The organism is Neorhizobium sp. P12A, from assembly GCF_008365395.1.
Lineage (GTDB): Bacteria > Pseudomonadota > Alphaproteobacteria > Rhizobiales > Rhizobiaceae > Rhizobium.
The window spans coordinates 110,371-123,208 of the sequence record NZ_QOVX01000011.1 but is presented as its reverse complement, the minus strand read 5'-3'; the positions used below and the strand labels follow the sequence as shown (position 1 = coordinate 123,208).

The window sequence follows — 12,838 nt, the reverse complement described above, 5'->3', positions numbered from 1 at the left end:
GTGCCGGATCGGCATCCCCGCACGAAAGGCTATGGCCGCGCCGAGAGAAGTGCATAGCCCTGGCCATAGATCGTCCTGATCCGGACGTTGTCGGAGCGGGCGAGAATCCGGCGAAGACGTCCGACATAAACGTCTATGGTTCGTTGCTCGACCGCCTCAGGATGAGGCCACACGGCAGCCAGGATCTCGTTGCGGGAACACGGCTTGCCGTCATTCTTCATCAGGGTCAGGAGGACCCGCGCCTCGGTCGGCGACACGGATTCGCTGCGTCCATCGACCACCACGTGGGTGAGATCGGGCGAGACCGAAAGACCGGAACCGAAGCCGTTGTCTTTGACGCCTGTGGCGCCATTATTGCGCTCGGCCGATCGAAGAAACGCAAACAGCCGTTCGGGCGCCAAGGGACGCATGATGCCGTCGTCGAGCCCGGCATTCATCATCCGCAAATAGGTGCCGGTCGTGCCGGGCCCGATCAACGCGCCGGTTTGCACGCCGAATGACCTTGCCAGCGTACACAGGGCAACGACGTCTCCGATCCAGGCAGCCGCGTCGACGATGGCTGCGAGGATGCCCCCTGCCTGCAGCGCATGTTCAGCGTCTGCCGTGCTCGTTGCCAACACGGCGACAAAGCACTCTGTTGCCAGAATGTAGCGAAGCAGCAGATAGAGCTCGGGATCTTCGCTGCAGATCAGAACGGTCTTCGCCATGGGACTCCTCGTCTTTCAGCTTGGCGTGAATTCCCCACCATTGACATCGAGGATCGCGCCGTTGATGAACCCGGCCTCATCGGAGGCGAGAAAGGTGACGGCTGCAGCAACGTCGTCGACGGTGCCGAGACGGCCGCTAGGAATGCGGGCGAGTGCCTCGCGATTGCTCGCGCCGTCGGCAGGCCCCGTCATCGCCGTCAGGATACGACCAGGTGCAATGACGTTCGACGTGATCCCGTCGCCGCCATATTGCGTAACGATGATCCGCGAGAGGCCGGCAAGCGCCGCTTTCGAGGCAGCGTAGGCGGCACCGGCGATCCGTGGCCGCGTGCGTCCCGCCAGAGAACCGACCAGCACGATCCGGCCAAAATGGCAGGCCTGCATTTGGGGCAGGACGGCCCGGCAGCATAGCATGGCGCCTGTGAGATTGACCGAGAGCACATCGTCCCACTCATTCTTGACCGTCGACCCAAGCCGGGACGGGCGACCGTCGGATCCCTTGGGCGAAATGCCAGCACAGCAGACGAGGACCGAAACGGGGCCGAGGTGCTCGGTCACTTCGGCAAAGAAAGCCTCGACTTCGCCCTCGTTTCGGAGGTCGGTTCGCGCCACCAGGATCGAATCCGCATCGGTGAAGGCAGCGAGGGTTTCCTGCGCTGCCTTCACCGCATCCGGGCTATGCCCGCAGACGGCAACTTTATGGCCGCTTTTCAGAAAGCGCTGTGCCGTCGCCAGTCCGATGCCGGTCGTGCCGCCGCTGACGACCACGACCCTGTGCCCGTTCGTCTCGTTCATGTCGCCCTACCAATGACAAGCGCTTTAACGTCTGCCCTTCCGGCTTGGCCTTTGATGCCTCGTCCATGCCGGCGAACAACGATATTGGGGGATGGGCCTCTGGATCGGTCATCACCTCCAGAAGAAGCGGCGATCGGCCTGCCAGACCGGAGCGGATGTGATGCGCCAGGTCGTTCGGATCACCAACCCGCACGCCCCTGCAGCCGCAGGCCTCGGCCATCAGGCTATGGTCGACGTCGACAAAATGGCAGGCGCTGGTGTAGCGGCCGAATTTCACCGTTTCGGCATCCCGCTGGAAACCGAGTATCCCATTGTTCAGAAGTATGATCAGCAGCGGGATATCGCTTCGCACCATCGTCTCGATCTCGGCCCAGCTATGGGCAAAACCACCGTCACCGACGAGGGCGACGACTGGTTTGTCCGGTTCGGCAAGTTTGGCGCCCATCGCCAGCGGCAATCCCCATCCGAGACCGGCGAGACCGCGCGGACTGAGGAACCGCATGCCAGGTGAAAGCGCGCGCAACTGGCCCGCGATCCACATGGAGGAATAGCTGGCGTCAGCAACGACGGTGGTGTCATTGGAAAGCTGCAGCTGCAGTTCCCGCATGACCCGTTCGGGCCGAATCGGGCTGCTGTCCGAGCAACTGACCTCGGCACGGTCGACGTCGAATTTCGACCAGCAGTCGGCGATCCGTGTTTCAAGAGCGCGCCGCGCGTTTCGCCGAAGCGTCAGGTCTTGTGCGGACAGCGCCATGCGCAACGCATCGATCGTCTCTGCGGCGTCGCCGGCCAGCCTGACCGCCTCATAGGTCCGACCGATCTCCTCGGGGTCGACGTCGACGTGGATGACGGTCGCCGACGGATCGATCTGCCGCCAGCTGTCGGTGCCGTTCTGGTTGGTCCTGGTGCCGACGAGAAGCACAACGTCCGCCTCCTGGACGAGCGGCAACGTGTGGCGACCGAGCGAGCGCGGACCGACCAGGGCACCGAGGACGCCGGCCGACAAGGGATGGTGCTCGTCAACCGCCCCCTTTCCCATGTTGGTGGTCAGCACGGGAAGTGACGCCTCGTCCTGCAGCCGTGCGAGTGCATTGGCCGCGCCGCTCGAATGAATGCCGCCACCGGCGAGGATGACAGGGGCACGTGCGGCGGCGAGTGCGCCGGCCGCCCGGACGATCTCGCTTTGCGCCGGGCGGACACGATCGAGCGGCCAGGAGCCGAGGTTGACCGATCGCCGCCGTGGCGCGTAGTCGACGGTCTCTCTCAGGAGGTCGGCCGGAAGCAGGAGCACGGCCGGGCCGGGGCGGCCGGTAACCGCCGCGGTGAAGGCGGCATCGACATAGTCGTCGATGCGCGCGGCGACGACGACCTTGCGGACCCATTTGGCGCAGGCCTGGAACAGCGTGAGGTGGTCGAACTCCTGAAAGGCATTGCGGTCGGCCTGATCGCGTTCGACCTCCTGGACCAACGCGACGATCGGAATGGAGGCTTTCAGGGCCTCGGCGAGCGGCGGGACCAGCAGCGTCGCAGCCGGGCCGTTCTGGGCGGCGACGACGCCGACCTTGCCGGATCGACGCGCATACCCGTCGGCCATGACGCCACCCATGTTCTCCTGCCGATAGGCGATCTGACGGATTCCGATGGCCTCTGCGGCCAGGATCACCGCAGAGGGGAGGCTTTGACCGAAGATCATTGAGACGCCGTGGCGTCTCAGCGCCAGCGCGATCCGTTCCGCAACGGTCTGGGGTTCGAGAGCGGTTGTCATTGGGCAGCCTCCAGGCCGTGCACGAAGGGAGAGGAGAGAAATGTCGCGAAGGTGTTGACGATCGTATCGGCGTCGGATGCGGTCATTGCCGTCGACAGGCAGGCAGCCGCGCCGTTCGGCAACAGTATGCCATTCTGCAGAAAATGATCGCAGAGCGCCTTGCTGACCGCGCTCTCGGCGCCGTTGGGATAGCCGCTGCGGAAATCGACGGGTTCGGTCTTCTTGGGATGAATGCGAAAAAGCGAGGCAGCGCCCGTGACGCTGAAGGGTGCGCCGGTGCGATCGATCTCCTCCCGGAGGCTTGCGCGGATCGCCTCGCCGAAGGCATCCAGTGCCTCGAACGCCTCCTCGGTCATGGCCTCCATGGCGATCCGCCCGGCTACCATGGAAACCGGGTTGGCCGAAAATGTGCCGCCCTGCGGCAGCAGCGGCCGGCCCTTGTCATTGGCAAAGACCGTCATGACATCCCTGCTGCCGCCAATGGCGCCGACCGGAAAACCACCGCCGATGATCTTTCCGCAGGCGATCAGATCCGGATTGAGGCCGTAGCGCGCCGATGCTCCCCGATAGGATTGGCGCAGATTGAGGACCTCGTCGGCAACCACCAGGAGCCCATGTTGTCGGGCGAGTGACTGAACGGCTGCCATGAAATCGGGCCGCGGCGCGAGCAATCCGGCGCGACTTGGCATCGGGTCGATCAGAATGCACGCCGTGCGATGTCCGACCTCGTCCAGGAGCCGGGTGAGCCCGGCAATGTCGTTGAAGCGCGTGACGGCCACGTCGCTGATCACGGAAGATGGCGTGCCGTGATAGGCGGCGACCGTCACGGGTTTTGATTCGGGACCCCAGGTGACGGGAGAACCGGACTGGCCTGCCTCGGCCCAGTCGTAGGCGCCGTGATAGGCCCCTTCGATGCGCACGACGCCGGGCCGGCCGGTATAGGCTCTGGCAGCCTTGATGGCGAACATGACGGCCTCGGTGCCGCTGTTGACAAAGCGCACGTGTTCGAGTGCCGGAATACGCTCGATCAGCAGTTCCGCAAGCGCGATCTCATGTTCGGTCGGATTGGAAAAGCAGGTGCCGCGGTGCAGAAGATCACCGACGGCGTCTGCGACCGGCAGGAAGCCGTGGCCGTGGATGAGGGTGGTGAAGTTGTTGTTGAGATCGAGAAAGCGGTTGCCGTCGACGTCGATGACATGGGCGCCATCCCCGCGTGCGACGTAGAGCGGTGTCGGTTCACGGTCGACGGTGACCCGGGTCACGCCGGCTGGAAACACCCTGCGACCGCGATTGTAGAAATGGCTAGACCGGAAATGCGAAGGGGGCCGCGCCATCGGCGTGTTCTGTCTGTGTTGCATCGTCTCCTCCAGAATGCACCATGCATCCGAACGTTGATATTTGTTACAACAAAAATCACAATGATGACGACGTTGCAACAAAAAATTTCAACTTCCGGGAATGGCACCGCCGGGATAGCGCAAAAGCGCGGCCTTCTTCAGGCGGCGAAAGCCGTCGCGAATGTCGTTTTCGACGGCGGCCCGCAGCGAATCCGCATCGCGTTCGACCAGCGCTTCGATGGCCATCATGTGATTGTGGACGCCGTAGCGCTGTTCGGCGAACTCGGGATAGAGGTCGTGAAACGAGGATCCGACCCGGAGCCAGAGGTTTTCGATGACCGCCAGGAGATGCGGCATGGCGCAGAGCCGATAGATGGTGAAATGGAACTCCTTGTTGTCATAAAGCGCATCGGCATAGCGCTTCTCGTCGAGGGAAAGCGATATTTTATCCTGCAGAAATAACAGCTTGGAGATCGTCTCGTCCGTGACATTCCGGCACCCGCGCGCAGACGCCAGCCCCTCCAGCGCCAGACGCATCTGGGTGATCTCGTAAAGGGCCTCCAGGGTCAGAAAGGGCACGATGACGGTTTTCGGGCCCGCCATGACGAGTGCTCCCTCCACCACCAGGCGATTGATCGCCTCGCGCGCCGGCGTCGATCCGACCGAGTGGACCTCAGCCACAGTGCGGATGGGAAGCTTCGTACCCGGCTTGAAGGCACCGCGGGCCAGCTGATCGCGCAGCGCCTCATAAGCGAAATCACTGAGCCGCCCGGCGAATTCCTCGCGTTTCGCCTCACTCTTGGTTGTATCTTCATTCATATTTCAGCCCCCGGCATTGACAGATGTCATTTTTTGTTGCAACAAAACGAACATTGTGAACATTATCCGTTTCAATGTGACAGCATAACGCGATTGAGAGCAATCGCAACGACACCCCATCCGGCGTCCCCCGGATTACGGCAGCACGCCTGCGCACGGGTTCGAGAAAACATGGCGATCAAGGGAGGAAAGAAATTTGATCGGTGCCCCTGTAAGAATAGACGGTGCATATAAGCACTTCGGCGCCTATTGCGCCGTCCGCGACGTCTCGATCGACATTTTAGCAGGAGAGTTCCTGTCCATTCTCGGTCCGTCAGGCTCGGGCAAGACGACGCTTCTGACGCTGATTGCCGGTTTCGATATGCCGAGTGCAGGCCGTATCGTCATCGGTGGGCGCGACGTCACCGCGCTTGCCCCGAACGAACGGCATATCGGCATGGTGTTCCAGCGCTATGCGCTATTTCCGCATATGACGATCGCCGACAATATCGCCTTTCCGCTGAAGATGAGGGATGTGGGCACGGCCGAGCGCAAGGAGCGGGTTGCCGCCGCCCTTGACCTGGTGCAACTCGGCGCGTTTTCGGCCCGCTATCCGCACCAGCTCTCCGGCGGCCAGCAACAACGGGTCGCCGTCGCCCGGGCGATCGTCTTCGAACCGCCGGTCCTCCTGATGGACGAGCCGCTCGGCGCGCTCGACAAGAAGCTGCGCGAGAGCATGCAGTTCGAGATCAAGCAATTGCAGCAGCGGCTGGGTGCGACGGTGATTTACGTCACCCACGATCAGGAGGAAGCCTTGACGATGTCGGATCGCGTCGCCGTCATGGCCGGCGGCCAACTCGTGCAGCTTGGAAGCCCCGCGGATCTCTACAGTCGGCCGCAGACAGCCTTTGTCGCCGATTTCGTCGGACGCATGAGCTTTGCCAAGGCGGTCTATGTCGGCCGGGCTCAGGGGATGCACGCGCTTCGGCTCTCGGAAACCGTCGTCGTCGAGGCGACCGGGCTCGATCCGGCAATCAGGCCGGGGGCTGCCGTCACGCTCGCCATGCGACCAGAGCACCTATCACTGGCGCCGCGCGCCGCTGGCGGCAACAACACGATACCCGGCACGCTCGAGGCGACCGTATTTGCCGGAGCCTTCGATCTTCATCTGGTGCGGGCGGATGCTGCGGATCGGCCGCTCATCCAGGTCCAGACACCGGTCGGATCGACGGCGGGCATGCTGCGCCCGGGCGCGGCGGTCGACATCGTCACCATCCGTGATGCGCTGCATGTTTTTGCAGACGAGGTGGTGTGATCATGGTTGCGGTCACCCCACCATCCTTTCGCCGCGCCACGCGCACCGCAGCCACACCTGCCGGCCGCTACGGACCGCGCGCCTGCCTCATGCTGCTCGCCCCGCTGGCGGTGCTGTTGTCGATCGGCTTTGTCTACCCGATCATCCGGTTGGTGCTGATCAGTCTCGGCGACGGCCCTGCCGGCCTTGGCCAGTATCGCCGGATCTTCGCAGCCGGCCTCTACCTCGAGGTGCTGTGGCAAACGATCACCATGGCGGGTCTGGTGACGATTATGTGCCTGATGCTCGGATATCCGGTGGCCTGGGCCGCCGCCAGGGCGCGGGGCCGGCTTTCGAGCCTGATTATGGCAGCAATTTTCATTCCGCTCTGGACCTCGGTTCTTATTCGCTCCTACGCGTGGATCGTGCTTCTGCAGCGCAGCGGACTGGTCAACACCGTCCTTTTCGAATTCGGCCTGATCACGCAGCCATTGAAGCTGCTTTACACCGATGGCGCGGTCGCTGCCGCGATGACGCATATCCTTTTGCCGTTCATGATCCTGCCGATCGCAAACAACCTGCGCACCATCCCGGACGATTACGGCCGTGCTGCCTCGAGCCTGGGGGCCGGCCGGACGACCACCTTCATACGCGTGATCCTGCCGCTATCGCTGCCTGGGGTCTTTGCCGGCTCCGTCATGTGCTTCATCCTGGCGATCGGCTTCTACATCACACCCGCGCTCGTCGGCGGCCCCGAGGCGATGACGATGTCAACGCTGATCGGCCAACAGACCACGGTCGCACTCGACTGGCCGTTTGCGGCGGCGCTGTCCACCGTCCTCCTCGTCGTCACGCTGCTCTTCGTCATCGTGTTCCGACGCGCACTTTCCCTCAGCAAAGGAACAAGCAGTGTCGTCTGATGTTTTTTTGGCACGTACCGTGCTGGTTCACCGGGGCCGCCCAATGCGGCGCGCCGTCTTTCGACTTGCAGCAGGCCTTGCGGTCGGCGCGGTGCTGTTCTTTCTTCTGCTGCCGACTTTGCTTGTCATCCCGATGTCGCTGAGCAGCACCGATTATATCCGGCTGCCGCCCGCCGGACTGACGCTGCGCTGGTATGCGGCATACATTGCCGATCCGGACTGGCGGGCGGCAACGCTCTTCAGCCTGGAGATCGCCGGCGCGACGACGATCGCAGCCACGCTGATCGGAACACTGGCCTCGCTTGCGGTCGTCCGTGGCACCTTGCCAGGACGCGGCACGCTCCAGGCCCTGGCAATGGCGCCGATGATCGTTCCACATATCGTGTTCGGCGTTGCGCTTTATCTCGTATTCGCGCCGATCGGGCTCACGGGCAATTTTGCCGGTTTCGTGGTCGCACATTCGGTGCTCTCCATTCCCTATGTGGTGATCACCGTTACAGCCGCACTCGAACGTTTCGATCCGTCGCTCGAGCTTGCCGCGCTCAGTTGCGGCGCCACCCGCACAAGGGCGCTCTTTGCCGTGGTCGTGCCGAATATCATGCCGTCGCTCGCCGCGGCGGCGATCTTTGCGTTTCTCGCCTCGTTCGACGAGGCGACGGTTGCCTTTTTCATCTCTGACGCCGGCGGCAAGACGATCAGCCGCAAGGTGTTCGAGGACATCGACTTCAACCTCACTCCCATCATCGCCGCGGTCTCGACCCTCATGGTCGCCGTCTCGCTGCTGTTGATGGGATCGGTCGAACTCCTGAAGCGCCGCCGGGAGGATTAGGCGGCCATTCTGACTAATGGAGAAACAACATGAACAGGTCCATGATCTATATCCTGGCCGCGATGACGGCTGCGGTCACGCTGAGCGGCCTTTCCCCCTCCCCGGCCCGCGCCGAGGAGCAGGTCGTCATCGCCACCACCGGCGGTGCCTATGACGAGGCGTTGCGCAAATACTGGTTTGATCCGTTCACCGCGAGCACGGGTATCAAGGTGGTCTCCGTCGCTGCGACCAATGCCGAGATGCGGGCGAAGGCCACCGCCATGGTCAAGACCGGCCACGTCACCTGGGATCTTTATCCGGATGGCGAGATCCAGGCGATATCGGAGGCCCACAAATCCACCTCCGAAGATCTTAGCGTGTTCTGCAAGCAGTTCGTCGGTCGTCCCGACCTGGTGGACGACGCCTGTGTCGGCGCCGGCGCCCGGTTGTTCTCGACGGCGACCCTGATGGTCTACAACACCGATGCACTGAAGGACGAGCAGCCGGTCAGCTTCGCCGACATGTGGGACACCAAGCGCTTCCCCGGTGGTCGCTCGTTTCCCAATTTTGATGATCCGTGGCGCGTGATGGCGTCTGCGCTGCTTGCCGACGGGGTCACCCGGGACAAGCTCTTTCCTCTCGACATCGACCGCGCGCTCAGGAAGCTCGACGCGATCCGCGGCGACATTTCCGTCTGGTGGAAGAGCGGCGACCAGAGTGTTCAGGGTTTCCGCAACGCGGACTACACGATCGGCGAGATCTGGCTGACGCGTGCCAACGCGCTGAAGGCGGAGGGCCGGCCGATCGCCTGGTCCAACAAGGCCGCCTTCCTCGTGGGTGACCGGCTGACCGTGATCAAGGGGGCGCCTGACGAAGCAAACGCGTTGAAGCTGATCGCATTCTGGCTGAATAGCCCAGAGGCGCAGGCCCGCGTCTGCGAGGCGCTTTTATGCACGCCGCCGAGCGGCAAGGCGATCGCTCTCATGTCGCCTGCCGCCCGCGCCGCGCTTCCGAGCGAGGAGGATCTTCGCGACCATATCGTCATACCGGACGCGGCCTGGATCAACGCCAATGCCGACATGATGCTGGAACGCTGGAATGCCTGGATTCGTTGAGACGATCGGGGCTAGCGCTCAAGAGCACCATTGATCGCGGCAGCAAGGGCGCGGATCTGGTCGAACGTATGGTCGGCGGTCGGACAGATGCGCAGGCCGGCTCTTCCCGATGCCACGGTCGGGAAGAAGATCGCCGAAACATAGCTGCCGGCGTCCAGAACAAGTCTGGCGGCCCCGATGGCCGCCAGCTCATCACCGATGACGACAGTCCGGATCGGCAATGGCGAACCCGCTTGTGCAGTCGGGACAAGCTCGTCAAAGAGCGCGACATTCTGCGCCAGACGGGCCTGCCGCGCGCCAAGTTCGTCGGTGCGATGCAGGGCCTGCGACGCCAATGCCGCACCGATCGCGGCGACATTGATCGACGCCGAGAACGCATGTGCCAGGCCGAAGCGGCGGAAAAGCTCCTCCTGGGTCGGCGACCCGAGCATCAACATTCCGCCCGAGGCCCCGAAGCCCTTGCCGAGCGAAGCGGCAATGATCGTGCGATCGCCCAGCGAACCCCTGATCTGAGACCGCGTGAACCCCTCGCCGCGGTCGCCGACGATCGAGATTCCATGAGCGTCGTCGATGTAGAGAAACAGCCCGAAGCGCCGCTGCAGCTCCAGCAATTTTTGGACCGGCGCACTGCCGCCCATCGAGTAGACGCCGTCACAGATATAGGCGACGCAAGGATGCGTTTCGCAGATTTCCTCGAGTGCGGCGAGATCATTGTGAGCAATCGTACGCACGTCGGTTTCTTCGGCGACAACGGGCTTATTGAAGGCCAGCGTGGCATGCGCGAGGCGGTCGAAGACCATGACCGGCTTGACGCCCTCGGTGAGCGCGCCGGAAGCAATGAGCGGCAGGGCGCTCATGTTGGCGGCAAGGACTGTCGAAAAGGTCGTGACCCGCGCGTCAAATAGTTCGGACAAGGCATCCTCGAGCTCGCCGAGCGCCATGAAGTTCAATCGCGTCCTGGCGCAAGACCAGTGCAGGCATCCGTAGCGCAGCATCAGGGCCATGCCGCCGGTGACGATGGCCGGATGATTGTCGAGCCCGAGATAGCTGCAACGAACGAAATCGGCGATGGGCTGTGATGCACCGTCTGTCGACGGCAGTTCGACCAGACGTCCTCCGATCGGTTCCACATAGAGCGACATCAATCCGTTGAGATGCGCCGCTGCGAAATGCCCGGCCGAGGTCTGAATAAGGCTTGCTGTATTGCGGTGATGCCGCGGGGCCGTCTGGCCCGGATCGGTTTGGCTGCGCATGCGATCCTCCCGTCGTTGATCGATGCGCAAAGCCTAAAGGGGTATTCCCCGTTCATACAACCAGGCCAACTGGAAGAGTTCCCAAAGATTGTGTGACGATGTGAAGCTTCGCGTGACGAGCCTAGAGATCGAGGACATAGCCCTCCCCGCGAACGGTCCTGATCAGATCGCGCCCGACGAGATCGCGCAAGGTCTTACGAAGGCGGGCGACATGAACGTCGACGGTCCGCAGATCGACGAAATTGCGCGCCGGCCAGCCGGCGGCGACAATGTCGGCTCGGCTGAACACGCGGCCCGGAATGCCTGCAAGCAGCTTCACGATCCTATATTCGATCGGACTGATGTTCGCCGTCCGGCCGTCCAGGCCGACCTGCCGGGTCCCATCGTCAAATTGAAGCCGAATGGCCGGAAGTTCTGTTGCCCCCGGCGGGTGACCCTGCTGCGCGTGCAGATAGGCAAGCAGCTGTTCCGGTTTCATCGGGCGAATGAAGGTCTCGTCGACGGCGGACTTCAGCACCTCCACGTAGGGAACACCCTCGGCTACGAGGGCGACGACCGGCGCATGCGCCGCCGGCCCCTGGTCACGCAGTTGCCGTGACAGGTCCGACAGGATCGAGGATCCCGGCCGGCAGTCGATCAGCAGGGCAATGACATCGCCCTCATGGGCAAGTGCCATAGCTTGTTCGACAGTATCGGCGAAGACGGGACCGAAGCCGGCGATTGACAACACGTGGGAAAGCAGGAGGACATAGTCCGCGTCGGCGGAAAGGATCGCAGCACGCGCTTTCATTTCATACCTCGCTGAGGTTACCAAAAAACAGTACATTTTGATATTACAAAATAAAGCTACAGATAGCAGGACGGCGTCGCATTCTGGCATGTTTCTCTAAAAAAACACGCTTACCGCGATTCATACCCTCTTGTCATTCATTTTTTGTTGTAACATAGTTGATGCCTGCATTGTCGATTGCGATTTGGACCGCCAAAGGACGGCACGTGACCGTGACCCGCATGGGGAAAACGTCCGGCATGTCCAACCCGCAATAACCCCGCGCCGGACGGTGACGGGATCAACGCAATGTTTGCAGATGAAACAAACCTCCCGCCGCCTGATGGCGGCGCGCTGAATGACGTGTTTTCGATTGAGACTGCGGCTCTCGCCGCGACGATCGCTTATGGCCCGCAGGCGAGAACGGCGGTCGCATGGTGTGGCATCCAGGCCAGATGTGCGGGCCGTCTCAGCGACTTTCGCTTCTGGGCACAGGTCTTTCGCTACCTGGGTCGCTCCGACGAACAGAATGCAATGAACTCGCCGGTTGACGGGAATCCGTCCGGCAGGGGTGATGATCGCGAAGCGTGGCCATCCGTCGAGCCGGGAGAGTCGCGGCATTGATCGCCTTTTCCTTTGAAACCCGCGTGGCAATACGAGGCACGACTGAGGTTTCCAAGCAGGCGATCGGCCAGCGACGTCTCGAGGCCGCCGGCCAAATTGATCTGGATGGGACCTTGGACGCCCCTATTGATTGTCGACCGAATATTTCAGAGCGGTCAGGTCGCGGTTCAGATGTGCCCGCGCAACCTCGATCGTCGCCCTGCTGCATCCGGGCATCCCTCGACGTTGCTTGCGGACCGCCGCGTCCATGGTCTTCGCTATCGCCTCGTCATCGAGATTCGCGTCCATCCGAATGACATCCAGGATTGACTGCTTCAAACCTTCCGGTACGAGCGGCGTGTCGCAAGCGCGCGAACTTGCGACCAACCTGCCATAATCATGGACGGTGAGACGAAGATTGAAATGGAGCTGGTCCGCCTGGGCATTGGCTGCCATGAACGCGACCCCGAACCCCACGACGGGAAGCATCATGGGCTTGAGTTTCAGCCGGCTGACGCCGAGGGCAATCGTCACCATGGTTTTCATTTCCTGCTCCTGCATATCAACAAGGTGTCGTGCTCCGATTTAGCAAGTGCGAAACGCGAACGAAAATTAAAGCTTGGAAAGCTTTCGCTGATACAGCCACCGCAAATCATTGGATCGGTTGGCGGGGC

At 62.4% G+C, this 12,838-nt stretch carries 13 protein-coding genes; 5 read left to right on the top strand and 8 right to left on the bottom strand.

All coding sequences use genetic code 11. The features are described from left to right. Positions 1-29 precede the first annotated feature (29 nt). The 5 genes from DTW90_RS25175 to DTW90_RS25155 form a co-directional block, all read right to left on the bottom strand. Positions 30-707, bottom strand: a complete 678-nt coding sequence (locus DTW90_RS25175) for a response regulator transcription factor (RefSeq protein ID WP_149341787.1) — start codon at positions 705-707, stop codon at positions 30-32. Positions 708-722: 15 nt separating this feature from the next. Continuing rightward, a complete protein-coding gene (gene fabG, locus DTW90_RS25170; protein WP_149341785.1) occupies positions 723-1,502 on the bottom strand; it encodes a 3-oxoacyl-ACP reductase FabG in 780 nt (259 codons plus the stop codon). Further along, positions 1,405-3,267: an acetolactate synthase catalytic subunit gene (locus tag DTW90_RS25165; RefSeq protein ID WP_149341783.1), complete on the bottom strand. Its 1,863-nt coding sequence runs from the start codon at positions 3,265-3,267 to the stop codon at positions 1,405-1,407. Before DTW90_RS25165 ends, fabG begins: the two co-directional genes overlap by 98 nt. Continuing rightward, a complete protein-coding gene (locus DTW90_RS25160; RefSeq protein WP_149341781.1) occupies positions 3,264-4,625 on the bottom strand; it encodes an aspartate aminotransferase family protein in 1,362 nt (453 codons plus the stop codon). The genes DTW90_RS25165 and DTW90_RS25160 overlap by 4 nt, the downstream gene beginning before the upstream one ends. Positions 4,626-4,712: 87 nt before the next feature. Continuing rightward, complete coding sequence (locus DTW90_RS25155) at positions 4,713-5,423, bottom strand: GntR family transcriptional regulator (protein WP_149341780.1); 711 nt, start codon at positions 5,421-5,423, stop codon at positions 4,713-4,715. Between the two features lie 196 nt (positions 5,424-5,619). Between DTW90_RS25155 and DTW90_RS25150 the strand changes: the two genes are divergently transcribed. From DTW90_RS25150 to DTW90_RS25135, 4 genes are all read left to right on the top strand, one after another. Beyond that, positions 5,620-6,717: an ABC transporter ATP-binding protein gene (locus DTW90_RS25150; protein WP_149341778.1), complete on the top strand. Its 1,098-nt coding sequence runs from the start codon at positions 5,620-5,622 to the stop codon at positions 6,715-6,717. 89 nt (positions 6,718-6,806) lie between these two features. Further along, positions 6,807-7,616 (top strand): ABC transporter permease, encoded by an 810-nt coding sequence (locus DTW90_RS25145; RefSeq protein ID WP_246665038.1) that lies wholly within the window; start codon positions 6,807-6,809, stop codon positions 7,614-7,616. Between the two features lie 43 nt (positions 7,617-7,659). Further along, entirely contained in the window at positions 7,660-8,445 is a 786-nt protein-coding gene (locus DTW90_RS25140; protein ID WP_149341775.1) for an ABC transporter permease, read from the top strand. A gap of 62 nt (positions 8,446-8,507) precedes the next feature. Continuing rightward, positions 8,508-9,539, top strand: coding sequence for an extracellular solute-binding protein (locus DTW90_RS25135; protein ID WP_246665037.1), 1,032 nt, complete (start codon positions 8,508-8,510; stop codon positions 9,537-9,539). Positions 9,540-9,550: 11 nt separating this feature from the next. Here the strand turns inward: DTW90_RS25135 and DTW90_RS25130 are convergent, their stop codons facing one another. After that, the gene (locus tag DTW90_RS25130; protein WP_149341773.1) at positions 9,551-10,792 is read right to left on the bottom strand and encodes an aminotransferase class I/II-fold pyridoxal phosphate-dependent enzyme; all 1,242 of its coding nucleotides are present in this window, start codon (positions 10,790-10,792) and stop codon (positions 9,551-9,553) included. A gap of 121 nt (positions 10,793-10,913) precedes the next feature. Further along, a complete protein-coding gene (locus DTW90_RS25125) occupies positions 10,914-11,582 on the bottom strand; it encodes a response regulator transcription factor (RefSeq protein WP_188080034.1) in 669 nt (222 codons plus the stop codon). Positions 11,583-11,870: 288 nt separating this feature from the next. On the opposite strand from DTW90_RS25125, the gene DTW90_RS25120 reads away from it, so the two are divergent. Further along, the gene (locus DTW90_RS25120; RefSeq protein ID WP_149341769.1) at positions 11,871-12,185 is read left to right on the top strand and encodes a hypothetical protein; all 315 of its coding nucleotides are present in this window, start codon (positions 11,871-11,873) and stop codon (positions 12,183-12,185) included. A 123-nt stretch (positions 12,186-12,308) separates the two neighbouring features. Here the strand turns inward: DTW90_RS25120 and DTW90_RS25115 are convergent, their stop codons facing one another. Beyond that, positions 12,309-12,710 carry a hypothetical protein gene (locus tag DTW90_RS25115; RefSeq protein WP_149341767.1) on the bottom strand — a complete coding sequence of 134 codons (402 nt, stop codon included), beginning with the start codon at positions 12,708-12,710 and terminating at the stop codon, positions 12,309-12,311. Positions 12,711-12,838 lie beyond the last annotated feature (128 nt).

Bases quoted from the DNA above. Each gene is read 5' to 3' on its own strand.
- DTW90_RS25160 (WP_149341781.1), bottom strand. From the start codon at position 4,625: ATGCAACACAGACAGAACACGCCGATGGCGCGGCCCCCTTCGCATTTC.
- DTW90_RS25140 (WP_149341775.1), top strand. From the start codon at position 7,660: ATGCGGCGCGCCGTCTTTCGACTTGCAGCAGGCCTTGCGGTCGGCGCG.
- DTW90_RS25155 (WP_149341780.1), bottom strand. From the start codon at position 5,423: ATGAATGAAGATACAACCAAGAGTGAGGCGAAACGCGAGGAATTCGCC.
- DTW90_RS25165 (WP_149341783.1), bottom strand. From the start codon at position 3,267: ATGACAACCGCTCTCGAACCCCAGACCGTTGCGGAACGGATCGCGCTG.
- DTW90_RS25130 (WP_149341773.1), bottom strand. From the start codon at position 10,792: ATGCGCAGCCAAACCGATCCGGGCCAGACGGCCCCGCGGCATCACCGC.
- DTW90_RS25145 (WP_246665038.1), top strand. From the start codon at position 6,807: ATGCTGCTCGCCCCGCTGGCGGTGCTGTTGTCGATCGGCTTTGTCTAC.
- DTW90_RS25125 (WP_188080034.1), bottom strand. From the start codon at position 11,582: ATGAAAGCGCGTGCTGCGATCCTTTCCGCCGACGCGGACTATGTCCTC.
- DTW90_RS25175 (WP_149341787.1), bottom strand. From the start codon at position 707: ATGGCGAAGACCGTTCTGATCTGCAGCGAAGATCCCGAGCTCTATCTG.
- DTW90_RS25115 (WP_149341767.1), bottom strand. From the start codon at position 12,710: ATGAAAACCATGGTGACGATTGCCCTCGGCGTCAGCCGGCTGAAACTC.
- DTW90_RS25120 (WP_149341769.1), top strand. From the start codon at position 11,871: ATGTTTGCAGATGAAACAAACCTCCCGCCGCCTGATGGCGGCGCGCTG.
- fabG (WP_149341785.1), bottom strand. From the start codon at position 1,502: ATGAACGAGACGAACGGGCACAGGGTCGTGGTCGTCAGCGGCGGCACG.
- DTW90_RS25135 (WP_246665037.1), top strand. From the start codon at position 8,508: ATGACGGCTGCGGTCACGCTGAGCGGCCTTTCCCCCTCCCCGGCCCGC.